The sequence below is a fragment of the Pseudoalteromonas sp. CR1 genome, assembly GCF_019392235.1.
In the GTDB taxonomy this organism is placed as follows: Bacteria; Pseudomonadota; Gammaproteobacteria; order Enterobacterales; family Alteromonadaceae; genus Pseudoalteromonas.
In genome coordinates, this window is the sequence record NZ_JAHXRM010000001.1 from 526,731 (window position 1) to 550,472 (window position 23,742).

General features: G+C 40.4%; 21 protein-coding genes. 7 read left to right on the forward strand and 14 right to left on the reverse strand.

Features of this window, described 5'->3' with window-relative positions:
• Positions 1-25 precede the first annotated feature (25 nt).
• The 3 genes from KZZ04_RS02470 to mnmC form a co-directional block, all read right to left on the reverse strand.
• On the reverse strand, positions 26-661 hold the full coding sequence (locus KZZ04_RS02470; protein WP_219421702.1) for an SDR family oxidoreductase: 636 nt from the start codon (positions 659-661) through the stop codon (positions 26-28).
• A 181-nt stretch (positions 662-842) separates the two neighbouring features.
• A complete protein-coding gene (locus KZZ04_RS02475; protein ID WP_058403438.1) occupies positions 843-1,163 on the reverse strand; it encodes a hypothetical protein in 321 nt (106 codons plus the stop codon).
• A 59-nt stretch (positions 1,164-1,222) separates the two neighbouring features.
• Complete coding sequence (mnmC, locus tag KZZ04_RS02480; RefSeq protein ID WP_219421703.1) at positions 1,223-3,232, reverse strand: bifunctional tRNA (5-methylaminomethyl-2-thiouridine)(34)-methyltransferase MnmD/FAD-dependent 5-carboxymethylaminomethyl-2-thiouridine(34) oxidoreductase MnmC; 2,010 nt, start codon at positions 3,230-3,232, stop codon at positions 1,223-1,225.
• 178 nt (positions 3,233-3,410) lie between these two features.
• Here mnmC and fabB point away from each other — a divergent pair, with 178 nt between their 5' ends.
• Complete coding sequence (gene fabB / locus KZZ04_RS02485; protein WP_058403436.1) at positions 3,411-4,622, forward strand: beta-ketoacyl-ACP synthase I; 1,212 nt, start codon at positions 3,411-3,413, stop codon at positions 4,620-4,622.
• 73 nt (positions 4,623-4,695) lie between these two features.
• Here fabB and KZZ04_RS02490 read toward each other — a convergent pair whose 3' ends face one another.
• The gene (locus KZZ04_RS02490) at positions 4,696-5,061 is read right to left on the reverse strand and encodes a hypothetical protein (RefSeq protein ID WP_058403435.1); all 366 of its coding nucleotides are present in this window, start codon (positions 5,059-5,061) and stop codon (positions 4,696-4,698) included.
• A gap of 50 nt (positions 5,062-5,111) precedes the next feature.
• On the opposite strand from KZZ04_RS02490, the gene KZZ04_RS02495 reads away from it, so the two are divergent.
• Together KZZ04_RS02495 and ggt are read left to right on the forward strand one after the other, a co-directional pair.
• A complete protein-coding gene (locus tag KZZ04_RS02495) occupies positions 5,112-5,657 on the forward strand; it encodes a GNAT family N-acetyltransferase (RefSeq protein ID WP_138528662.1) in 546 nt (181 codons plus the stop codon).
• Between the two features lie 151 nt (positions 5,658-5,808).
• A complete protein-coding gene (ggt, locus tag KZZ04_RS02500; protein ID WP_219421704.1) occupies positions 5,809-7,482 on the forward strand; it encodes a gamma-glutamyltransferase in 1,674 nt (557 codons plus the stop codon).
• Between the two features lie 65 nt (positions 7,483-7,547).
• Here ggt and KZZ04_RS02505 read toward each other — a convergent pair whose 3' ends face one another.
• From KZZ04_RS02505 to KZZ04_RS02540, 8 genes are read right to left on the reverse strand one after another with little or no spacing between them, the layout of a single operon-like run.
• Complete coding sequence (locus KZZ04_RS02505; RefSeq protein WP_219421705.1) at positions 7,548-8,300, reverse strand: DUF3379 family protein; 753 nt, start codon at positions 8,298-8,300, stop codon at positions 7,548-7,550.
• Positions 8,300-8,857, reverse strand: coding sequence for a sigma-70 family RNA polymerase sigma factor (locus tag KZZ04_RS02510; protein WP_021032391.1), 558 nt, complete (start codon positions 8,855-8,857; stop codon positions 8,300-8,302). Before KZZ04_RS02510 ends, KZZ04_RS02505 begins: the two co-directional genes overlap by 1 nt.
• Before the next feature lie 59 nt (positions 8,858-8,916).
• On the reverse strand, positions 8,917-10,584 hold the full coding sequence (locus KZZ04_RS02515) for a BatD family protein (protein WP_058403431.1): 1,668 nt from the start codon (positions 10,582-10,584) through the stop codon (positions 8,917-8,919).
• Positions 10,578-12,488, reverse strand: coding sequence for a VWA domain-containing protein (locus KZZ04_RS02520; protein WP_219421706.1), 1,911 nt, complete (start codon positions 12,486-12,488; stop codon positions 10,578-10,580). Before KZZ04_RS02520 ends, KZZ04_RS02515 begins: the two co-directional genes overlap by 7 nt.
• On the reverse strand, positions 12,488-13,474 hold the full coding sequence (locus tag KZZ04_RS02525; protein ID WP_058403429.1) for a VWA domain-containing protein: 987 nt from the start codon (positions 13,472-13,474) through the stop codon (positions 12,488-12,490). The genes KZZ04_RS02520 and KZZ04_RS02525 overlap by 1 nt, the downstream gene beginning before the upstream one ends.
• Positions 13,467-13,901: a DUF4381 domain-containing protein gene (locus tag KZZ04_RS02530; protein WP_138528654.1), complete on the reverse strand. Its 435-nt coding sequence runs from the start codon at positions 13,899-13,901 to the stop codon at positions 13,467-13,469. Before KZZ04_RS02530 ends, KZZ04_RS02525 begins: the two co-directional genes overlap by 8 nt.
• A gap of 3 nt (positions 13,902-13,904) precedes the next feature.
• Positions 13,905-14,849 (reverse strand): DUF58 domain-containing protein, encoded by a 945-nt coding sequence (locus KZZ04_RS02535; protein WP_058552026.1) that lies wholly within the window; start codon positions 14,847-14,849, stop codon positions 13,905-13,907.
• A gap of 3 nt (positions 14,850-14,852) precedes the next feature.
• Positions 14,853-15,809 (reverse strand): MoxR family ATPase, encoded by a 957-nt coding sequence (locus KZZ04_RS02540; RefSeq protein WP_058403426.1) that lies wholly within the window; start codon positions 15,807-15,809, stop codon positions 14,853-14,855.
• A 306-nt stretch (positions 15,810-16,115) separates the two neighbouring features.
• On the opposite strand from KZZ04_RS02540, the gene fadI reads away from it, so the two are divergent.
• Both fadI and fadJ read left to right on the forward strand, forming a co-directional pair.
• Positions 16,116-17,426: an acetyl-CoA C-acyltransferase FadI gene (gene fadI / locus KZZ04_RS02545; RefSeq protein ID WP_058403425.1), complete on the forward strand. Its 1,311-nt coding sequence runs from the start codon at positions 16,116-16,118 to the stop codon at positions 17,424-17,426.
• Positions 17,426-19,645, forward strand: a complete 2,220-nt coding sequence (fadJ, locus tag KZZ04_RS02550; protein WP_058403424.1) for a fatty acid oxidation complex subunit alpha FadJ — start codon at positions 17,426-17,428, stop codon at positions 19,643-19,645. Before fadI ends, fadJ begins: the two co-directional genes overlap by 1 nt.
• Positions 19,646-19,728: 83 nt before the next feature.
• On the opposite strand, the gene KZZ04_RS02555 is transcribed toward fadJ, so the two are convergent.
• Entirely contained in the window at positions 19,729-20,124 is a 396-nt protein-coding gene (locus KZZ04_RS02555; RefSeq protein ID WP_058403423.1) for an MmcQ/YjbR family DNA-binding protein, read from the reverse strand.
• Between the two features lie 193 nt (positions 20,125-20,317).
• Between KZZ04_RS02555 and yeiP the strand changes: the two genes are divergently transcribed.
• Both yeiP and KZZ04_RS21155 read left to right on the forward strand, forming a co-directional pair.
• Positions 20,318-20,890 carry an elongation factor P-like protein YeiP gene (gene yeiP, locus KZZ04_RS02560; RefSeq protein ID WP_058403422.1) on the forward strand — a complete coding sequence of 191 codons (573 nt, stop codon included), beginning with the start codon at positions 20,318-20,320 and terminating at the stop codon, positions 20,888-20,890.
• A gap of 375 nt (positions 20,891-21,265) precedes the next feature.
• Entirely contained in the window at positions 21,266-21,460 is a 195-nt protein-coding gene (locus tag KZZ04_RS21155) for a hypothetical protein (protein WP_235591404.1), read from the forward strand.
• Here the strand turns inward: KZZ04_RS21155 and KZZ04_RS02565 are convergent.
• The gene (locus KZZ04_RS02565; RefSeq protein WP_058403420.1) at positions 21,457-23,715 is read right to left on the reverse strand and encodes a bifunctional diguanylate cyclase/phosphodiesterase; all 2,259 of its coding nucleotides are present in this window, start codon (positions 23,713-23,715) and stop codon (positions 21,457-21,459) included. The two genes, KZZ04_RS21155 and KZZ04_RS02565, sit on opposite strands and share 4 nt — an antisense overlap.
• Positions 23,716-23,742: the final 27 nt, after the last annotated feature.

Sequence of the window (23,742 nt, forward strand, 5' to 3'; positions counted from 1 at the left end):
CGCTCAGGTTAATGGAGCGCTTAAATTATTTAACCGCAGATTTTATTGCTGTATCACCATCAAATAACTCAAAAATACGATTTTTTTCAAATGAGTTAGTTGCAATATGCAGTAGCGCATTGGCTACATTTTCTCGACTGATTTTGGCTTTGTCTTGATCATCAGGGCGCTGTTTTGTCACTTCCATTGAGGCTGTTTCATCAGTAAGCGTACCAGGGCGAACAATGGTGTAATTTAAGCTGCTATTGGTTAAGTATTCGTCGGCCATGTGTTTAGCAACTAAGTAAGGTTTTAAATCGCTTTCTATTGCGTCCGGGTTGTCTGCACCGATTGAGCTGACCATAATAAAGTGTTTAACTTTATTATCTTTTGCATAATTTACTGCTTTAACAGCAGCCCATAAGTCAATCAATAATGTTTTATCATCCCCAGTACTACCACCAGAACCCGCTGCAAAAATTACTTGGTCGCAACCTTTTACAGCTTCGCTAAAGTCACCTTCTAAGTCCTGCTCTACAATATTTAAAAACGGGCTTTCTAAATCACTTAGTTTAGTTTTATCACGAACAAGGGCGGTAACATTTTGTTCGTTCTTAAGTAATAACTCCGTTGTCATTTTACCAATTTGACCACTAGCGCCAATAATTAAGGTCTTACTCATAATTAACTCCTTTCACTTGTTAGTAAATGTGTTTGCTTACAAATAGAGCTTGGGCTCAAAAATTGTTTTTAAAGGGTAAAAAGAGATATTAATTGGTTAATTTTAAAGAACGTTTAATTTAAAACGAGCACCTTAACTGAGTATGAAAATGAGTGGCTATATTGGTGTTTTTTTATAACGTTTATTCGATCATTATACTCACTTCGGTCACATAGTTACGGTGGTATAAGCTAATACGCACTTTACGAGTTTGGTAATTGTAATGAAGGGTACGGTAATTTTTATTGCCGGTTACGCTTAATGGCTCACCTAACTGTTGCTGATAAAAGTCTGTAATGGACGAAATAGATTGCGTTAAATACCCTGTTTTTACAAGTGGGTATTCATCTGTTACTTCCATCGTTGTAACAAACTCATCAGGCAGGGCAATGTTAATAACATTTATGCTAAGTGCTTTAAACGAGGTAAACAATATCAGCGATAGTACAATTAATTTTTTCATTGTGGCTCTATAAGTTCCTTTTATTAAGAATAGTTTACCTAAATTAGGGGCTTTGTCATTTATATTTTATTGCGGATTAAATCTCTTACAATAAAACGAGCGGGGTGTATTGCTTGGCTTACTCGCTCGCTGAGTGGGCACGGCTCGTTTGCTAAGCAGCTAATAAAATGTTCGGCACACAGTGGTGCGCTGCATAAAGCGCGAGCTCCAAAACCTGTGAAAATATGCAGTCCTTGTTGAGGGTTAGCCAGAGGCAAGTATTGGTAACGTTTCCCCAGCCTTAGATTTGCAAATGCGTTAGTATAATCGCTTTGTTCACACCATTGCCCAGCCATTGGCAGGTGATCGATGAATGTGCATCGGACAGCGGCTTTTGCTGAGTTTACTTTACCTAACGTTGTGGCAAAGTCGCTATATTCGTAAAAGTTGATGAGTTGATCACGGTTGGTTTGGTTATCTTCATCTGAAACATGACGGCTTTTACTGTTTTTATCAAACGTAGCACCCATACAGTGGTGGTCTAAATAAGCTGGCGTAAAGTAGCCTTTATGGCAAAGCACCGTCTTAAGCTTTTGAGATTCAGGGCTTGCTTGCACATGCGACACTTGCCCGCGTACACCTACAATAGGAAGTGCTTTTGTTTGCTCAAATGCGTCGCTGTGCTCACCAGCGCAAATAATAACATCGCTAAATGGGCCAAACTTTTGGTGATTGCTTGTTAAAAACCAGCCGTTTTCTGTTTTTTTTAGGTTTGTGATATTGCAATTAAAATGGCTGTTGTGAGGCGCTAGTTTATTGGCTGCGGCTAGCATTGCATTAACGAGTTGTGGTGGATTAACCCAACCCCCTTGTTCAAAAAACACACCGGGGTAACCAGTTTGAACGCCGGCTATTTCATCGCCTTGCTCTGCGGTTACGTTTTGCATAAGTTGCTTTGGCCAAAGTTGCTTTTGAGCTAGGTTTTTGTGTTTATCAGCCAGCGGTTTTTTTACTGCATGTTGCAAAACACCACACCATTGATGATCAAAACTAAAGCCTTCATCCAGCAGTTGTTGGTAAACACGCTTTGCGTATAAAAAACTATGAGCAAAAAGTTCACTATGTGGCGAGTTTTTAGCTTGTAAGTGAGGATACACCGCGCCTTGCACATTATGAGACGCGCCCATAGCGGGACGTGGGTCTTGGCAAAATAATTCAGCTGCAATACCACGTTTAGCAAGGCTATATAAAATACAACTACTTGCTATACCGCCACCAATAATAGCAATTTTTTCGAGTTTGCTCGCATTTTGATTAAAGTAAGGCGGCGCAGATTGCGCTGTATTTGCATCATTTATTTGGCCAATTAGCATGTCTCTTTTTTTGCCAAAGCCTTTACTTTTGATTGTATTAAACCCGGCTTCTATTAAGCCACGGCGAACAAAACCTGCGGCGGTAAATGTAGCGAGTGTTGCTTTTGCTTTTGAAATGTTAGCCATGCCATTAAATAAGCTTTGTTGCCACATTTCAGGATTTTTACTTGGGGCAAAGCCATCCAGATACCACGCATCAACAATACCTGTTTGTGGGTAGCTCATTGTATTAATAGACGCCAGCGCATCACCAAAATGTAAATCGAGCACAACACGCCCGCTGTCAAACTCAAGGCGGTGGCATCCTTGTAAGTTGATAGGGTAACTGTTAACGAGTTTTTTGCTTAATTTTTGTAATGTAGGCCATGCTTGAAGTGCTCGGCTTAAATCGTCGACTTTTAACGGATATTTTTCAAACGAAATAAAGTGAAGGCGTTTAACACCTTTATCTAATTGATTTTGTGATTGTTGACGTGCAATATGATCGTTAAAGTGTTGCCATGTATTTAAGAAATTCAGCCCTGTGCCAAACCCTGTTTCTGCTATTACAAAATGGGATTGGTCATGAGTTTGTAATCGAGTGTCTATATTATTTTGCTCATAAAACACATAATGCGATTCAGCAAGGCCGTCGTCATTCGAAAAATAAATATCACCAAAGTCATCAGCAAACGGTGTACCTAAATCGTTAAAGTGTATATGTGCGTTTTTGATCATAATTAACAAATTTATAGAATATATTTTTCATTATTTTACGGGTTTTCTTTGTAATAGTCTGGCGTTATTTATAAGCTAGCAGTTCAGAGTACAAGTGTACGCTAGAAAGCTGACCACTTAAGTGATTAAATTCGCGTAAAATAAAACGCAATTAAGTATTAAGCTAAGGGAATCACCCATGAGAAGAGCCGTAATTACCGGTATCGGTGTTGTATCAAGCATTGGTAACAACAAAGAAGAAGTTTTAGAGTCATTAAAAACAGGTAAAAGTGGTATCGCTTTCAACCAAGAGTTTGCCGACTATAACTTACGCAGTAACGTATCGGGTAAAATTGACATAAATGTTAAAGATCACGTTGACCGTAAAGCAATGCGTTTTATGGGCGATGCAGCTGCGTACTCTTACATTTCTATGACGCAAGCAATTGAAGACTCTGGATTATCAGAAGACCAAGTGTCAAACGAGCGCACGGGTATTATTGTTGGCTCTGGTGGTGGTTCATCTAAATGGCAAGTTGAAGCTGCTGATATTTTACGTGAAAAAGGCGTAAAACGCGTAGGGCCTTATATGGTTCCACGTACTATGGCCAGTACAACATCAGCATGTTTAGCGACCCCTTTTAAAATAAAAGGCGTTAATTATTCAATTAGCTCTGCGTGTGCTACGTCGGCGCATTGTATTGGTAATGCGGTTGAACAAATTCAACTGGGTAAGCAAGACGTTGTGTTTGCTGGTGGCGGTGAAGAACTTCACTGGACGCTTGCAATGGAATTTGACGCAATGGGTGCACTGTCGACTAAATACAACGAAACGCCAGAAAAAGCATCGCGCACCTATGATGCTAACCGCGATGGGTTTGTTATTTCTGGCGGTGGTGGCATTGTGGTTGTGGAAGAGCTTGAGCATGCATTAGCACGTGGCGCACATATTTACGCTGAAATAGTAGGGTATGGTGCTACATCTGATGGTTACGATATGGTTGCACCTTCGGGCGAGGGTGCTGCACGTTGTATGCGCCAAGCAATGCAAAATGTAGACAGCATTGATTACCTTAATACGCATGGTACATCAACACCGGTGGGTGATGTCAAAGAGCTTGGTGCAATTCAAGATGTATTTGGTGGTAACTCGCCAATGATCAGTGCAACAAAAGCAATGACTGGTCATGCATTAGGGGCTGCAGGTGTGCATGAAGCCATTTTCTCTTTGCTAATGCTTGAGCATGGCTTTGTAGCGCCATCTATTAATGTTGATGAATTAGACGAGCAAGCTGAAGGTTTAGATATTGTGACGGAACGCAAAGACGTAGCGCTTAATACAGTAATGTCTAACAGCTTTGGTTTTGGTGGTACAAACGCCACTCTGGTAATGAGCAAATATAAAGCTTAATTACTCACAGTTGTTTTGTACGATACAAAAAAGGTAAGCCGTAATGGCTTACCTTTTTTTATTACAAGGTTTATTATCCCTTATTATGTTCTTCACGAGCTTGCTCAATTTCATCAGCAATTTCTTGCGCTTTTTGCTTCGTTTTTTCTGTTAATTCACCTGCGGCTTCTTTACTTTTTATCCATGCATCAATAGCAATTTCTTTACCATCGTCGTACATGTCTAAGCCCATTGCTTTACTTTCTTGCAGCAGTTCATTTAGTGACTCATCATTTTTAAGATCGTTTGTTGTTTCTTTTACTTCATTCCATGCATCACCCAATTGCTCTTGCATTTGAGCGGTTTTTTCTTTTGTTTCTTCTTTTACTTCTTTTGCATCTTCACAACCCGTTAAAGTTATTAAAGTGCCTAATAATGCTAAACCTGCTAATTTGTTCATGTGTTATCTCCTCAAGAGATTAATAATTGATTTAAAGGAACTATACACTAATGAAAATGAACGCCCCCGTAACAAAACGGTTAAAATTTAAATTAATGGACGAGCATGATTGGCATAAATTGTATGAACTTGATCAAGACCCTGTCGTTATGCAATTTTTAACACGCGGGGTTCCTACCTCAAAAGAGCAAATTAAAGAGGAAGGTATACCGCGTATGCTTGCTTATCGAAATGAGCAAACAGGGTGGGGGCTTTGGTCAATAACAATTAAAGACACGAATATGTTTATTGGCTGGATTCTACTGAGGCCTATGGATTTTTTTAGTGATTCACCAAACTTTAGTGATATTGAAATTGGTTGGCGCTTTAAACAAGCTAGTTGGGGACATGGATACGCTACTGAAGCCGCTAAGGCACTGTGTGGAGAGTTAGCAAAACAACCTAGTGTAAAAAAAATTAGCGCCAGTGCTCTGGCTGATAATGTCGGTTCTATAAAAGTAATGGAAAAGCTTGGACTGTTGTTTATTAAAACCTACACACATACCGATGAACAGGGTGAGCTACCTGCTGTTCTTTATTCTAAGCGTTTAAGGTAAGACTAAAATCTGAATACGCAACGATTGACCTAGCCATTAAAGCTATGCATAAATAAGCGTGAGGTTATGCTGTTAGTTATTTTTAAGATGTTTACTTTTTAATTAATTTTTCAATAACACCAATATTAAAACAATAATTTAAGGATGCTGTATGGGCTTATTTTTCTCGCCAAGCAAGTTAGTGATAACTAGCGTAGTTATGCTGCAATTTAGTGCATTTAATGTAGCGGCTAAGCAGGTTGTGCAAAGTGCTGTCGCTATGCCTGACTCGTTCAGTGCAGATGCGGCTAAAAACATATTAGAGCAAGGTGGTAACGCAGTAGATGCAGCTATAGCAGCACAATTTGTACTAGCTGTGACGCTTCCCGAAGCGGGTAACATTGGTGGTGGCGGTTTTATGCTCATCCAAAAAGATGGCAAAAGTGATTTTATTGATTACCGAGAAACTGCCCCAAGTGCTGCTCATCGTGATATGTATTTAGATGAACAAGGTAATGTGATCCCCAATAAATCAATTTATGGCATCCACGCAAGCGGTGTACCCGGGAGTGTTGCGGGTATGTGGTTAGCACATAAAAAACATGGCACGGTTGACTGGGAAACGCTAGTGCAACCCGCAGTTACTTTGGCTGAGAAGGGGTTTGTTGTGCCACCAAAGCTAGCGCAAGGAGCTAGTAATTATATCAGCTATTTAAACGAGCAAAAAATAAACGTTAACTTCGAAAAGTATTTTGCTGGTTTAAAAGCTAATGAAATATTTAAGCAACCCGACCTAGCAAAAACCTTAATGCGAATTCGTGATAATGGCCAAGCAGGATTTTATGAAGGCGAAACAGCTAATATTATTGAAAAGTTCATGCGCCAGCATGGGGGAATCATAACTAAGGCTGATTTAAAAAATTATACGGCTAAATCACGCACACCATTAAAAGCACGTTGGAACAGCTATGAAGTACTTACTTCGCCGCCGCCTAGTTCTGGTGGCATTGCAATTTTACAATGGCTTAAAATGTATGAGCTAAAAAAACCAGTTAACGACATAGCTCATAACTCAACACCCTACGTACATTTACTTTCTGAAATAGGTAAACGTGTGTTTGCCGACCGAGCGGAGTATTTAGGTGATCCTGACTTTTTTAATGTGCCGGTAAATGCATTAGTTGATGAACCGTATTTACAAACACGTAGCAGCGGTATTTCGTTGGCAGCCATTACTACAACCGAAACAATAAAGCCTGGGTTAAAAGAAAGCGAACAAACCACACATTTTTCTATTATTGATAAAATGGGTAATGCTGTTGCAAATACTACGACCATAAACTTAGGGTTTGGCAGCGGTGTAGTGGTTGACGGCGCTGGCTTTATTTTAAATGATGAAATGGATGACTTTAGTGCTAAACCTGGTGTTATGAATGTGTTTGGTGCTATTGGCGGCAAAGCCAATGAAATACAGCCACACAAACGTATGCTTAGCTCTATGACGCCTACTATTTTATTAAAAGACAACACGGTACAAATGGTTACAGGCTCACCCGGAGGTACAACTATTATTAGCTCGGTTTATCAGTCAATTTTAAATGCTATTGAGTTTGATATGAGTGCAGAGCAAGTCGTTAATTCACCTCGCTTTCATCATCAGCTTTGGCCTAAAAACGTTGTACGTGCTCATGTAGGGTTGAATGATGAAGTAAAACTAAAGCTTCAAAAAATGGGTTACACAATTGACGAGCGCCACTTTGGTGACTTGCATGTAATTATCAATAAAAACGGGCAATTAGACGCTGCGTCTGAAAGTTCAGGAAGAGGTAAATCAATCGTTTTTTAATAGATAAAAGGTAGATACAAAAAACCGCTTAGCATGGACTAAGCGGTTTTTTTATTTACTGGGGTTTAAAGCCAACGAATTGCGTTAGTTACTCGCTCGTTATAAGTATCAAGCGGTGCACCTACACTGGCTACTAAAATAGTATCGGCTTGGGTGCCGCGATTAATTTGCCCTTCAAATCGCTCGTCTTGGAAATGGTCGTTGCCCAAACCAAACGATTTATTTTCAGAAGGAACAATAAATACCGTCATTGGCCCAAAGTCCGATTCAAAAATTAAGTGTAAGCCTCTTTCACCTTTAAAATCACAAAACATAGCGTAAGTTATATCACCTGGTAGCTCGTCTATGTGGCCACCTAATACAGCCAGCTTATCATTCACACTTTGCAGGCTAATAGGAGATTTTTTATCAAGCGCATTTATTTCGTAGTAAACATGTGCGAGTGCATGTTCGCCTGCTTCGTGACCAATATGTTGCTCTGAGCTAAAAAAGAACGCACTTACAGCCACCATAAATGACGCGGCTAAAGCAAGGTGCACACGATCAAACTTAAACCGAGATTTGGCATCAACCACATTGGTACCAGCAGCTTGTTCTTCCTGCAACGCCTTTTCTTTTAACGAGGTATTTAAAATAATACGGTCGGCTAAATTATCAGGTACAGGTATATCGAGTGCATCTTGGATATGCTTATCAAAATCTTTCATTTCATTAATAAAATTCTGTCGTTCAGGATTGCTTTGGGCAAACTCCTGAAGTTCTTTGTCAATATCGTTTGGCTGCGCAATAGTGCGGCGACGAAACTCAAGTTCATCCATTACTTTGATGCCCCTTTAAGTTGTTCATCATCACGGCTTAAAGCCTCTTTAAGTTGGTTTCTGGCACGGTATAGACGCGTCATAACTGTGTTTTTGTTTAAATCGAGAATGTCGGCAATTTCCTCGCCAGTACACCCCATTACAACTTGTAGCAATAGTGGTTCTCTGTATTCATCAGATAATAATCCAATTTGTCGTTGAATAACGGTTTGCTCCATTTCATCATCAAGCGAATGGCTGGTTTCATCAACCAACGTGTCGTTTTCTACATCGCTGTAGTCAAACTGTTTGCGTTCAAATCGGCGCGCATTCTCTCGTCGCAAAATAGTAAGTAACCATGGTTTTGCGGCTTTTTGATCAAGTAATGAGTCAAGTGAGCGCCAAGCACGCAAGAATGTCTCTTGTACTAAATCATCTGCTATGTGCGGGTCACGGCATAACCAATAAGCAAAGCGATAAAGCTCCTTATTGTAAACGTGGACCAAGGCTTCATAACGTTTTTGTTTCTCTGCCATATCGATTAAGACCTGATTGTTTGACTTTTTATTTCCCAACATAAGCACTTTTTACTACTTTATTTTTATTTAATTAAAAAAGATTCATCTTTAACTTCACTTTAGTTATAAAGGTCTTTTAATACAGTTGGTTGTAATTTTAATGACTGAGTTTGCTCGCTCTCTAGTATTTTTATAATAGCACCAAGATCGCTATTTGTAGCCTTATTACCATACAGTTGTGCTTGTAATTGAATAATTGCATTGTTTAGCTGCGGGTTATTTATACTTTGGCATAACTTATCAATTGCCCCTGTCTCTTCGTGTGTGACTTGCATTGCATAATGAGTAAGCTCGTTATAAAACGCTTTAATATCACCAGTTTTATGTACTTTTATCAATTTTTTTAAGCTGGGTTGATTAAGTGAAGTAGGTGAAGGCTGCACATTTTCAACTGTATTAATATTAGAACGGTTAAACCAATAAAACATTACAGTAATGATCCATAAAACATAACCCAGTATTGCAACACCAATAAACCACAACGGAGATTGGTTTATAACCGTTGCTGTTTGTGCCAAAGGTTTACCAGCACTATTACTTTCGGTATTAGCTTCATCCAAAGGTAAGTCGTTCATATTTTGTGGTGTATTAATTGGTGTGTTAACACTGCTGCTACTTGGAATAACAGTAATTGTTCGCTCTGCAATGGTCGCATAACTAATACGGTTTATTTTTGTATTAAACCACGGCAATTTTATTTCGGGTAATGTATATGTTCCAGGTTTTTGTGGAAGTAATGCGTAAGATGCAGTTTGTTGCGATACTACACGCCCATTACGAACAGCGTTGTTGTTTTCTTTTTGATCAGGGTAACTACGAATTCCCTCGATGGTAGGCATTGTTATATCAGGAAGTTGCTCTTTAGTTACCCCTAAAGCCGTGAGTGTAATAGTGCGTGTTATGGGAGTGCCTACTTCTACGGTGCTATCGTTAGGTTGCCATTCTTCATCTAGGTTCACCAGTTCGCTGGGTAGCCAAGCCCCTTTGTAGTCGCTTGGAATAGGTTTAATTTCTATTTCTAGATCGTCGCCAAGAGCAGATACTTCTAACTGACGATAATTTTGTTGAACTCGGCCCTGAAATACCGGAGCTGCAATAGTATAAGCACCACTTTTTTGGGGCTGAATTAAATACTCTCGGGTAATAACCAGGTATCGTTTTCCGTCGACTAATTCATAACTCTCTGTTTGTTTACCTAATTGGGTTAGCTGTGCATCTTCCATGCTGGGTGTACTTAAACTGCCATCAAGTAGCTCTTTAGCTAAGTACAGTTTTAACGTGTAAACGCCTGCTTCTTGGACGTATAGCGAGCTGCTAGAAAGTGATGTTTTTACAAAAATATCGTTATTTTTGTCTGCGTTTACCGCCCGTTTGGCGACAGTTAAATCAATGGGTTCAGAGCTAAGCCCAGCAACACTAAACGAGGGGATTGTATACTGCCCCTCAGTGCGGGTCATTAACTTAACGCTCCAAGTGGTTTGTTTATTAATGCTGCCGTTTATGATGTTTGTGCGGGTACTTAAACTTGTGGGGCCGACTACAAAGTCTTTTAACAATACAGATGTATCGGGTTGTTCACCATTAACGGTATCGTTTACTGAAATGTTAAGCATAAAAAACTCACCCGCTAATACTGGGTTTTTATCTACGCTTGCTTCGAGTTTTGTCGCTGCGAATGACGGCATCGCGCATAGTAGCAATAAACAGCAAAATAATCGCATTACCATGATTTTTCTACTCCTGTAGGGCGGCGTTGATATTGTCTTTTTTGGGCTTCGAGTTGCATTTTATTCCGTAATAAAATGGCCGGATCGTCCGGTACTTTTCTGAGTAATTGATTAAGCTGCTGCGCTTTTTCTTTTTCTTCGTTTGTCAGTTCACTTGCTTGGGCTTGCATAGCCTGTTGTTGCGCTTTTTGCTTTTGCTCATCGCTGACTAGTTGCTCGCTCATTGCCTGCGGTTTTGGCTGGTCAGACTGTTCAGCATTATTACTTTCGCTTTGCTTATTTTGTGGCTGTGCTTGCATATCAGGTTTATTTTGCTCTTGAGATTGCTCACCTGTTTGACCTTGCTGATCTTCAGAGGGTTCAGACTCCTGCTCAGATTTTTCGTTTGCATCGCTTTGGCTTTGTTTGTCACCTTTTTGAGAGTTGTTTTGGTCGTTATTTTGTTGCTCTTGCTCTTGCTCAGATTGATCGTTATTTGGTTGTTGGTTTTGATCGCCTTTTTGCTGATTTTCTTGGTCTTGGGATTCATCACCACTTTGTTCTTGTTGATTCTGTTGATTTTGTTGTTTTAACAACTGCTCAACTAAGGCCTGATTATCTGCGGCTTGGCTAAAATCACTTCGTAGCGTTTGAGCTTGTTTATAGGCGTTTATGGCCTCTTCTAGTTGGCCAGCTTTGGCAAGTGCATTGCCATAGTTGTAATAACCCGTGGCTGACTTATCTTGGCTAAATGCATCCAGTGCAGCATCAAAGTTGCCTTGCTTGTATAACGCTGCGCCTTTTAATTGGTTTGATTGCGCATTAGCGGCTTTGTCGTATTCTTCATTGTTATATGCGGTGAGTGCACGTTGGTCTGTATTTTTTAATATTGCAGGGAGCTCAAATGCATAAGCGTTTTGCTGCGGTAAAAAGGCAAGCAATAAAACTCCCCCTAAAAAGGCAGAGCGCCTAAATAAATACAAACCAAATGGTAATAAAAGTAAAAGCCCGTAAATACCCGCATCAATACGCCATAGCGCATGGCTTTGCGTCTCATCTTTAATTAACTCGCTGTTAGCCATTGGCGAAAACGTATTTATGTCGCTATTACTTGGTTGATAGCGCGCAAATTTACCACCGCTGCGGGTGGCCAAACTTTTCAGTTGTGAAATATTCAGAGTAGGGATGACAATTTGACCGTATCTATCTTTTAAAAAACCGCCTTCAGGTAATTTAATAGGTGCACCTTGCTCAGAACCTACCCCATAAATATTGAGTCTAAATGTTGTGTTACTTATAAAGCGTGTGACATCCGTTTGTTCTTCTTGTTCTATGCCGTCGGTTATTAAAATAATATCGCCATCAATATAGCCTGCTTGAGTTAATAGCTCTTTTGCCATATCAAGGCCTGCTAGTACGTTAGACCCTTTGTCGGGCATTATGTCAGGGCTCAGGCTGGGTATTAAATTACTGAGTGTTGTGGCGTCGTTGGTTAGCGGCGATATAGTATAGGCCGTGCCCGCATATGCGACTAAGGCGGTGTCGCCTTCTTTAAATAGCTCAATCATATCAAGAGATTTATAGCGTGCTTGTGTTAAACGGTTTGGCGAAATATCAGTGCTGTACATTGAATACGACATGTCAATTACAATGACACGTGCACTTTTACTTTGAAAAACAGGCACGTGTTTTTTTTCAAAGCTGGGGCCTGCACTAAATAAAACCCCTAAAGTGCAAAATACAGCTACAAGCCAAAGCGGTTGGCTGGTTTTGGTGTCCGTATCAGTCATAATAAATTGCGCTAAATGAGGGGCAATTAATTGCTCGCTTGTGGTTTTTTTGTGCTTAATTAACGCCACAAAAAACAGTCCAATTGCCGGTATAAGTAGCCATAAAACGGCAGGACGAATAAATTCAAAATCCATCAATTTGGCTCCTTTAATGCGCGCAGTGTATTTAGCATTACATTTAGACTAATTAAAAAAATAGCGATGAGTAATGGGTAATAAAATAATGAGCTTTGCGGGCGAAAGGTTTTTTCATCTGCACTAATGGGTTCAAGTTTATCAAGCTCAGCGTAAATCTGTTTGAGTCCCGCAACATCTTTTGCTCTAAAATAAAGCCCCCCGGTATCGTCGGCGATATTTTTTAGAAGGCGTTCATCCAAATTACTCCCGCCTGAGCCGCCCATATTAAATAGGCTAAATCCACGTGGGTTATCAGAGCCAACACCTATGGTATACACTTTAATACCTTCTTCCCGCGCTAGAAGTAGAGCGTCGTCAGGATTTAGGTTACCTGCAGTATTTTGCCCGTCGGTTAATAGCACGACGATTCGGTTGCTGTCTTCTTTACTTGCAAAACGTTTAACCGATAAACCAAGTGCATCGCCAATAGCTGTAGCGCGGCCCACTAGCCCTATTTGTGCTTCGTTAAGCATTTTGGTTACCGTTTTTAAATCGCGTGTCAGAGGGGTTTGTAAAAAAGCGGTATCGCCAAATAAAATAAGTCCGAGCCTATCGCCAGTCCGCTGTTCTATAAAATCGCTCAGTACGGCTTTTACCATGGTTAAGCGATCAACGTATTGACCATTGTAAGCCATATCTTGTTCGGTCATTGATCCAGATAAATCCACCGCAAGCATGATATCTCGCCCTTCATTTGGTAATAAAATTGGCTCATCTAGCCATGTTGGGTTTGCTGCTGCGCTGACAAGTAATAGCCAAAGTAGCCATTCAAATATAGATAAACGGCGTGATTGAGGTGCTGAATTTGGGTTATTTAAGGCATGCTTAGCAAAGCCCGGAATACGCAGGCGCGTATTGCTATTGCTTGCTATGGGTTTTAGTAATAAAAGCAACAAAGGTAATGGAATTAATAAAAATAGCCACGGCCAACTAAATTCAAACATGTAGTGGTTCCTTTACTTTAAAGCATTTGATTGCTTGGCTAAATTTTTTACTTAATGCTAAATCGCTGTTATCACTGCTGTATAGGCTTAAAATTTCTTGCTCGGTAAAAGTCAGCCCACTGAGTGTGTTTAGCGTTTCACACCATTGCTTTGTAGGCTGCGCGGCAAGGTGTTTACCGTAATATTCAATTACTAGGCGCTTTAAAATAATATGTAACTGCTGAGGGCTCTGCTCATTTTGACTCAATAAAACGGCATAGCGTTTTGCTTTTTTATATTGATACGCTTTATAAATTGCATAAACAGCACTCAATACCGCAATAAAAAGTAGAGCAATGATCACCCACCATGTTGGGGCAAGTGGCCACCAGTCAACGTGGTTTGGTGCTATTACATCGTGCAGGCCATCAAGAGGATTGGTTTGCATGGTTTATTTTCTCACTAGCTGCAGCTCAAGTGGGTCGGCTGCATTGAATGATATTAAATTAAGACCCGATTTAGTTAAGCGAGTAAGGCGTGTATTAAATGCATCTTCTGCATTTTTGGCAAACTGTGCCCTAAATGTATTATCCATGAGCGGTAAGGCAAAGTTTTGTCCGTTCGCATTAACCGTTACTGTGTTTTTAAAAGCGGGTAATTGATGTTCAAATGGGTCGCTAATATGGCACCCTATGAGCTCACAATGACGGCTAAGTATTTCAAGCTGTTTAAAGCTTGCGTCATCTAAGGCGCTAAAGTCAGAGACTAAATAAACTAAACTCCCAGGTTTTGCTAAATGATTAAGGCGCTTTAGGTTATCACTAAAGTTATTGCTGGCTTTAGCATCAATATTTGTAAGGGCTTGCTGATGATTTGCACATAAGTTGTGGCAAAGCTTTAATACTGCTTTTTCTCGCGCACTCGGCTTAAGTTCTAGGTGTGCATGCTGATTGAATACAATACCGCCAATTCTGTCGCCACGCTGGCACGCAGACCAAGCAACTAATGCACTAATGTGCGCAGCTTGTACTGACTTAAGCAGTAGCTTTGAGCCAAATAGCATAGAGTTTGAAAAATCGGTAAATACAAAAACTGGGCGTTCTTTTTCTTCTTGAAAAAGTTTTGTATGGGTTTCGCCTGTACGCGCTGTAACTCGCCAGTCAATTGAGCGTATATCGTCACCTTGCTGGTAATGACGTACTTCGGCAAACTCCATACCACGGCCTTTGTGCGGTGCAAGGTATTGCCCCGCTAAAGTATTTTTAATCTTTACCTTAGGGGCAAGCTCAAGCAGTTGCGCTTTGGCTTTGTAATACATCAGCTCTTTTAGTGCTAAATTAACACCGTGGCTATGGCTTTGTTTAAGCCATGCCTGAGGGTCTAATTGTTTTTGCATAAATTACGGTACAGCTACCAGTTCAACAATTCGGCTAATGACCTGATCTTTAGTAATGCCATCGGCCTGTGCCTCGTAACTCAAAATAATACGGTGACGTAATACATTATGAACAACGGCTTGTATGTCATCAGGGGCTACAAAGTCACGGCCCTGTAACCACGCATGAGCACGTGCACATTTATCTAGCGCAATAGTTGCACGAGGGCTTGCGCCAAATTCAATCCAGCGGCCCAATTGCTCATCTAGTTTAGCGCCTTCTCGCGTTGCAATAATAAGTTGAACTAAATACTGCTCAAGTGGCTCGGCTAAGTACAAACCTAAAATTGCTTGGCGGGCAGCAAATAATTCGCTTTGGCTAATTTTTTGTAAAACAGCTTGCTGCTCTTTTAATGCCTCGCCTCGTGTTAGGCGTAAAATGTCAAGCTCGTGCTCGGCGCCCGGATAACCAATACTCAAATGTAATAAAAAGCGGTCAAGCTGTGCTTCAGGTAGCGGGTAGGTGCCTTCTTGCTCTAGCGGGTTTTGAGTTGCCATAACCATAAATAAGTCGCTAAGTGGGTACGTGTTTTTACCTACCGTCACTTGACGTTCAGCCATGGCTTCAAGTAAAGCTGACTGTACTTTTGCTGGGGCACGGTTAATTTCATCAGCCAAAATAAGGTTATGAAAAAGTGGGCCTTTTTCAAATACAAACTCGCTTGTTTGTTGGCGGTAGATATCAGTACCTGTAACATCCGCAGGTAATAAATCGGGTGTAAACTGTACACGTTGGAACGAACCTTCAATACCTTTTGCAAGCGCATTTACGGCGCGTGTTTTTGCAAGCCCTGGAGGGCCTTCAACTAATAAATGGCCGTCAGCTAAAATAGCAATAAGTAGTGCTTGAGTAAGCTCTGGCTGGCCAATGATTTGTGTATCTAAGTACGTTTTTAATTGTGAAAATGCGTTAGCTGCCATAATAAGTGGACTGTCCTCGTCAGCTGGGTTAGTACCTAAATGGGTTAGGTTGCAAATACTGACCTATTTATAAGGTTTATAATTAGGTAACTCAAGAGTTAGACTGTATTTTTTAAAATAGTTCGTTATTTTTTAACGGTTTTTAGCGTACCACAAATCTTTGTAAATGCGTTTAAAAAAGCCTATTGTGTGATATGTAAACATGACTACTTTGTATAAATTTCAGTTTATCTATTGGCTTTAGCACACGGGTTGTTTAGAATCGAGGAAAACAAACAGGTCAGACCTGTCAGCGGGAGAGCATAAATGTCTGAGCAAAACATACTAAAAACACCAAAGGGTGATCGTATTGCCATAGTAAGTGGCCTTCGTACACCGTTTGCAAAACAAGCAACAGCATTCCACCACGTACCAGCACTTGATATGGGTAAATTAGTGGTTAACGAAATGCTTGAGCGATTAAATTTCGACAAATCAGAAATCGATCAACTTGTATTTGGTCAAGTAGTACAAATGCCAGAAGCGCCGAATATTGCGCGTGAAATTGTACTGGGTACAGGCATGCCAGTTGGTGTTGATGCTTATTCAGTGTCACGTGCATGTGCTACCAGCTTTCAGGCAATTGCTAACGTAGCTGAGTCTATTATGGCGGGCTCAGTAAGTGTAGGTATTGCCGGTGGTGCAGATTCATCGTCTGTATTACCTATTGGCGTAAGTAAAAAATTGGCAGGTAGTTTAGTTGATTTAAACAAGGCGCGTACTTTAGGCCAACGCTTACAAATTTTTTCAAAGCTACGTTTAAAAGACTTAATGCCAGTACCGCCTGCAGTTGCAGAGTATTCAACCGGTCTTTCAATGGGTCAAACGGCTGAGCAAATGGCTAAAACACATAATATTAGCCGTGAAGATCAAGATGCATTAGCACATCGTTCACACACGCTTGCAACGCAAGCCTGGGCTGATGGCAAGCTTAAAGATGAAGTAATGACGGCTCATTTACCACCGTATAAAAGCTTTATTGAAGAAGATAACAATATTCGTAAAAACTCTACTGTTGAAGGTTACGCAAAGCTAAAACCTGTATTTGACCGTCAACATGGCTCGGTTACAGCTGCTAATGCAACACCGCTAACAGATGGTGCAGCTGCGGTATTAATGATGAACGAAAGTAAAGCGCGCGCGCTTGGTTACGAAATTTTAGGTTACGTTCGCAGCTTTGCGTTTTCTGCTATTGGTGTAGAGCAAGACATGCTAATGGGTCCTGCGCATTCAACGCCTATCGCACTTGACAGAGCCGGTATTACGCTTGCTGATTTAGATTTAATTGAAATGCATGAAGCATTTGCATCGCAAGCCCTTGCGAACATGAAAATGTTTGCCTCAGACAAGTTTGCGCAAGAAAAACTAGGTCGTAGCAAAGCAATTGGCGAAATTAACATGGATAAGTTTAACGTGAATGGTGGCTCACTGGCATATGGTCATCCATTTGCAGCAACAGGTGCTCGCTTAATCACACAAAGCTTAAACGAGCTTAAACGTCGTGGTGGCGGTTTAGCATTAACAACAGCGTGTGCTGCTGGTGGTTTAGGTGCAGCCTTTGTATTGGAGAGCGCGTAATGACAGATTCAGTTTTTAATTTAGCGGTAGACGAAAACAAAATTGCCGTTGTAACTATCGATGTGCCGGGTGAAAAAATGAACACCCTGCGCGACTCGTTTGCAGACGATTTAAAAGCGTTATTAGCACAAGCACAAGAGCATGCTGTTAAAGGCATGGTTTTTATTAGCGGCAAGAGTGATAACTTTATTGCAGGCGCTGACGTGAAAATGCTTGATAGCGTAGAAAAACGTGAAGATGCGCTTGCCATTAGTGAGCTGTGTCATCAAGCTTTTTTTGATATGAAAAAACTACCTTATACCACGGTAAGTGCCATTCATGGTGCGGCGCTTGGTGGCGGTTTAGAGTTTGCATTAGCGTGTGATTACCGTGTTGGTACTGATAGCGATTTGACGAAAATTGGCTTGCCTGAAGTTCAACTAGGTTTATTACCTGGTGGCGGTGGTACGCAGCGTTTAACAAAAATCGTGGGCATTCAAAAAGCACTTGAGTGGATGCTAACCGGTAAGCAAATACGTCCTAAACAGGCTAAAAAAGCAGGCGTATTGGATGAGTGTGTACCGCATAGCGTACTTTTAAAAGTGGCAAAAGAATTTGCCGCTAAGAAAAAGCCACAAGCTAAAGAGCCAAAGCTCGATAAAGTAAGCAAGTTATTAGAGTCAAACCCATTTGGCCGTAACTTTATCTTTAAAAAAGCGAAAGAAAACGTCTTGAAAAAGACGGGCGGGCACTATCCAGCGCCATTAGCTATTATTAAAGCGGTACGTGCAAGCGTAGAACTTGATGAGCTAAAAGCTTACAAAACAGAAGCTGAGGGTTTTGCAACACTTGTAATGAGTGAGCAATCTAAAGCGCTTCGTGGCTTATTTTTTGCTACCACTGAAATGAAAAAAGAGTGGCGCAATGACGATGCACCCGCAATTACCAAAACGGCAGTATTAGGTGGTGGCTTGATGGGCGCGGGTATTGCCCACGTCAGTGCTGTAAAAGCGAAGCTGCCTGTTCGTATTAAAGATGTAGCAGAGCAAGGCATTAGCAATGCAATGAACTACACCTACAAAATTCTTGATAAGCGCCTTAAGCGCCGCATTATGTCTAAAGCAGATATGCAGTTAACAATGAACCGTATTACTGGTACAACTGACTACAGTGGCTTTAAACACATTGATTTAGTTATTGAAGCGGTATTTGAAGACTTAGCGTTAAAGCAAGGCATGGTTGCTGATGTAGAACAGCAATGCCAAGAGAATACAATTTTTGCAAGTAATACGTCATCGTTGCCTATTTCACAGATTGCGGCAAACGCTGCACGTCCAGAAAACGTTATTGGCCTGCATTACTTCTCACCAGTAGAAAAAATGCCACTGGTTGAAATTATTCCGCATGAAGGAACGTCTCAAGAGACAATTGCACGTGTTGTTAATTTTGCGCGTAAGCAGGGTAAAACACCCATTGTTGTTAAAGACATGGCGGGTTTTTACGTAAACCGTATACTTGCACCTTACTTAAATGAAGCAGCTAACTTAATGCTTGCAGGTGAGCCAATTGAAAAAATTGATGCAGCCCTTGTAGAGTTCGGTTTCCCGGTAGGACCGCTTGCGTTACTTGATGAAGTAGGTATTGATATTGGCTCTAAGATTGCGCCAATTCTTGAAAAAGAATTAGGTGAACGCTTTAAAGGACCTAATGCCTTTTCACGTATGATTGATTCAAAACGCCTTGGTCGTAAAACGGGTCGTGGTTTTTATGATTACGAGAAAAAAGGCAAAAAGGTTGATGAGTCAGTATACGAGCTACTAGATGTAACACCTAATTCACGTTTAAACAAAAGTGAAATTGCACAGCGTTGTGTAGCGCAAATGCTAAATGAAGCTGCACGTTGTTTAGACGAGGGCATTATTGCAAGCCCACGTGATGGTGACATTGGTGCTATTTTTGGTATTGGGTTCCCACCATTCCTCGGTGGTCCATTTAGCTACATGGACAAACTCGGTGCGAGTAAAGTAAGTTCGGATATGTCTACGCTTGCCAATAGCAACGCTATATTTACACCGTGTGAGTCGCTAGTATCAATGTCTGAGTCAGGTGAAACGTTTTATGGCCAAAAGCCAACACAAAACGAAACCGTTGCTGAAGTAGTAAAGCTAGAAACACTAGAGCCAGAAGCAGACGAGGTATCTGAAGAGCAATCAGACGTTGCTAAAGATGATACTAAATAACGTTTAACACGTATTAAAAAACCGCATTTATATGCGGTTTTTTTGTGCCATACATAGGCTAAATAACAGACTTATAAGCGAACTTAATTCGCATTTAAATGTTGCTCTATCATGTTACGGTCTTTTTCAGGCATGTTTTCCACAACTAAATTAAACGAGTTATCAATCATGCGTTCAATTTCACCTTGGGGAATTGACCCGTCTAAAATAACCGTATTCCATAAACGTTTATTCATGTGGTAACCAGGGATAACCGCGGGGAAAATATCGCGTAATGAAAGTGCTTCATCAGGATCGCACTTTAAATTTAGCCACCAAATTACTTCACCGTTTTCGTTTGTTTCACCATCGTTACCAACAGCAAGGGTGGCGAACATTTTATGATTCACTTTGTAAACATCAACCTCTTGAGCAAATGGCTTTGTAACCAACACAAGCGGCTTTTTGATTAAATACTCATGTACTTTTATTTGATCCATGATCCATTCCTTGAAGTCATACTAGGTAGATACACCATAGCAGTTTTTTAATGAATTGATTATATGTATTTTAGTATAAATAGAGATTTTACAAGTCAATACAAGGTATAAGCCTATTTAGCTCACTTTATTGTTGAACAAAGTTGAGTTCGTGGTATGTTTCTGGCAATCAAAAAAATAATAGGATTTACACATGCCAAAGGCGAGTGATGTTAAAAAAGGCACAGCTATTGAATTTAATGGTCGTGTATTAGTAGTAAAAGATATTGTACGTTCTGTTCCTCAAGGCCGTGCTGGTGGAAGCTTATACCGCATGCGTTTATACGATGTAGTAACCGGCGGTAAAGTTGATGAAACGTTTAAAGACAGCGATATGCTAACGCTTGCTGATTTAATTCGTCGTGAAGCTATGCTGTCGTACATAGACGGTGATGAATACGTATTTATGGATAGCGAAGACTACACGCCGTATAACTTAAACAAAGACGCGATTAGTGAAGAAATTTTGTTTATTAATGAAGAAACCCAAGGTGTGCACGTTATTGTCATTGATGGAGCGCCTGTAGGGCTAGACCTACCTTCAAGCGTTGAACTTGTTGTTGAAGAAACCGATCCTTCTATTAAGGGCGCTTCAGCCAGTGCTCGTTCAAAACCAGCACGTATGTCTACAGGGCTGAATATATCTGTTCCTGAGCATATTTCAACGGGCGATCGCATTCGTATCAATACGGTTGAAAACAAGTTTATGGGGCGCGCTGAAAAGTAGCGCTTATCAAGTTATTAATTAAATTTGAAAGCTGCGCTCTCAATAGGGTCTGTTGATCTTTTAGGGGGGCTATTTACGCTTTGTTGCCTACATGGATGTAGGTAAGCGGCACGAGCAGGATGCGAAAGCTTCACTCAGTTTTTACTTATTCTTATATGGATGTAAGCCAGTAGAGTAATGCAGTAGCCGTTATAGAGCCCACTAGGTTTCACACCTCGCGTCGCGATTAAATCCTCCAAGTTTTAACAAACTTCAATCCGCAAAGGTCAACAGCCACTAAAAACGCGGCTTTTTTGCTAAAGGTGTATTGCTTTAAATTTAATTGAAGAAACGTTAAACTGCGCGCCTTAATTCAATTGGCGAGGGTATGTGGTTTTGTGGTTGGCTTTACTCAGTAGTTTGTTTATTTCACTCATGTACTTAAACACTATAAAAAAAGGCATGCCTGTAAAGCGCTGGCTTGTACTCAGTGCGCTGCTTGGTCCACTGGCTTGGTGTTTGTTTAACGTGCACTACAGGCGAGCCTGGCTGCGTAACGTGGGTGTTAAAGCGTGCATATGGCGCCCTTAATTAAGAGACGCCACATTGCTTGCTTTAGATCTTATTAAGCTTGGTGTTGCTTTACTTTGTTGTTGTTTTAAAAACTCGGTGAATTCGTCTTTAGACAACGGTTTTGAGTAGTAATAGCCTTGCACCGTTTCGCAGTTAAGTGCTTTTAAAGTGTCTATTTGGTATGCTTGTTCAACACCTTCTGCAACCACATGCAGGTCTAGGTTTTGCGCTATTGTCACAATTGAATCGACCATATTGCGCCCGCGCTCATTTTTCATGTCATCAATAAACGCTTTATCTACTTTAAGTGTATTAAGCGGAAACTGCTTTAAATAAGCTAAAGAAGAGTACCCTGTACCAAAGTCATCCATGGCTAAATGTATACCTCGTGCGCTTAGTGAACGCATAATGTTAATGGCTTCATTTGGATCGTCCATTACTGTGCCTTCGGTAATTTCTAACTCTAAAAAGTACGATGGCAATGCATTTTTTTGCAAAATAATATCTATTCGCGACGTTAAATCGGGGAGGCTAAATTGTTTAGCAGACAAGTTAACAGCAACGCGCCCATTAAACAGCCCATCGTCCAGCCATTTTTTTACATCTCGACAGGCTTTGTTTAAAACAACTTCACCAATATCTATTATTTGACCTGTTTCTTCAGCAATAGGAATAAAAACACCTGGGCTTATAATGCCTTTTTTAGGTGTAATAAAGCGTACTAATGCTTCCATACCGGTTAGCTTACCGGTTCGTATATTCATTTTTGGTTGATAATAAACTTCAAAGTGGTCTTCTTTTAAACCAAAACGCATTAGGTTTTCTATTTGTAAACGTTTAACAGCTTGGCGGTTCATGGTGTCGTTGAAAAACAGGTAGCTATTACCTTTCTTTTTCGCGTGATACATAGCGGTATCGGCATTTTTAAGTAATACTTCAGGGGTGTTTCCATCTTCAGGGAATAGCACAATACCAACGCTTGAGGTAATGGCCAGCTCATGTCCTGCCATTTTAAATGGGGTCGAAATAGCGGCTAAAAACTGTTTTGCAGTGCGAGTTATGACATGAATGTCGTTTGTATTTGACATAACAAGCGCAAATTCATCGCCTCCTAAACGATAAAATACATCGTTTTCACGGGTGAGCTTATTTAATCGCATAGCGAGTTTGGCTAATAAGCTATCACCAAGTTGATGGCCTAATGAGTCATTTATTTTTTTAAAATTATCTAAATCAAAAACCAGTAATGCGTGATGGGCGTCTTGTTTTACTAGTTTATGTAAGTTAGTAAAAAATAAATTACGGTTTGGCAGGCTCGTGGTACGGTCGCGGTTTGATAAATTGTGTAATTGCGATTCTGCTTTTTTACGTTCTGTTAAATCTGAATAAACAACCACATAGTTAGTTATCTGATTTTGCTCGTTTTTAATTTCATCAATCGATATTTCTATTGGCAGCAATACACGCTCATTATTGCGCAGTTTAATTTCTTGTTGAATATGCTCAGTTTGGCGCACTACATCGATAATGTTTTCAACGTAACTTGTATCGTATCCAGGCAAATTAAAACCTTTATTTAGGTATTGTTCGCGCATACCCCCAAATAACGTTAAAAAACTGGGATTTATATCGACTAATTTAAAGTTTTTATCGTAAATTGCTAGCGCATCAGTAAACGATTCAACACATTTTGCAAACAAATTTAATCGTTCTTCGGTTGATTTTAACTGTGAGATGTCGCGTACTGTTCCTGTCATTCTTAGTGGGGCTAGGTTTGCATCTTTTTCGATAACCTTGCCGCGGTCCAGTACCCAATGCCATTTACCAAAAGTATCTTTAATTCTGTATGTTGCTTCAAAGAACACGCTTTGCTCGGCAAAATGTTTTTTTAGTAGGTGCTCAACATGTGGAATATCTTGCGGGTGTATAAGGCCTTTATTTGGTGGGAAACCCATAATAGTGGGGGAGTTCATCATATATTTATCGTTAATACGAATAACTTCACCCGTTTTTATGTTCCAATCCCACAGGGTATCACCACTGCCTTCTACAGTACTTTTTAAGCGCTTTTCAGACAATCGAAGCTGGCGGCGAGAACGCCTCAGTTTGTATATCACAAATAACAGGTACGGAAGAACGAGCGCTATAATAGCGCTTGAGAAAAAGAGTATGGTATCTGAATTGTATTTAAATGAAGACTCAAAGGCGAAAAGATCAAATGAGTAAGCAAGTAATACAACTGACAAGCTTAGTTTTATTGTTTTTATTATCATTTTTTATTACTTCTAATTTACAAATGA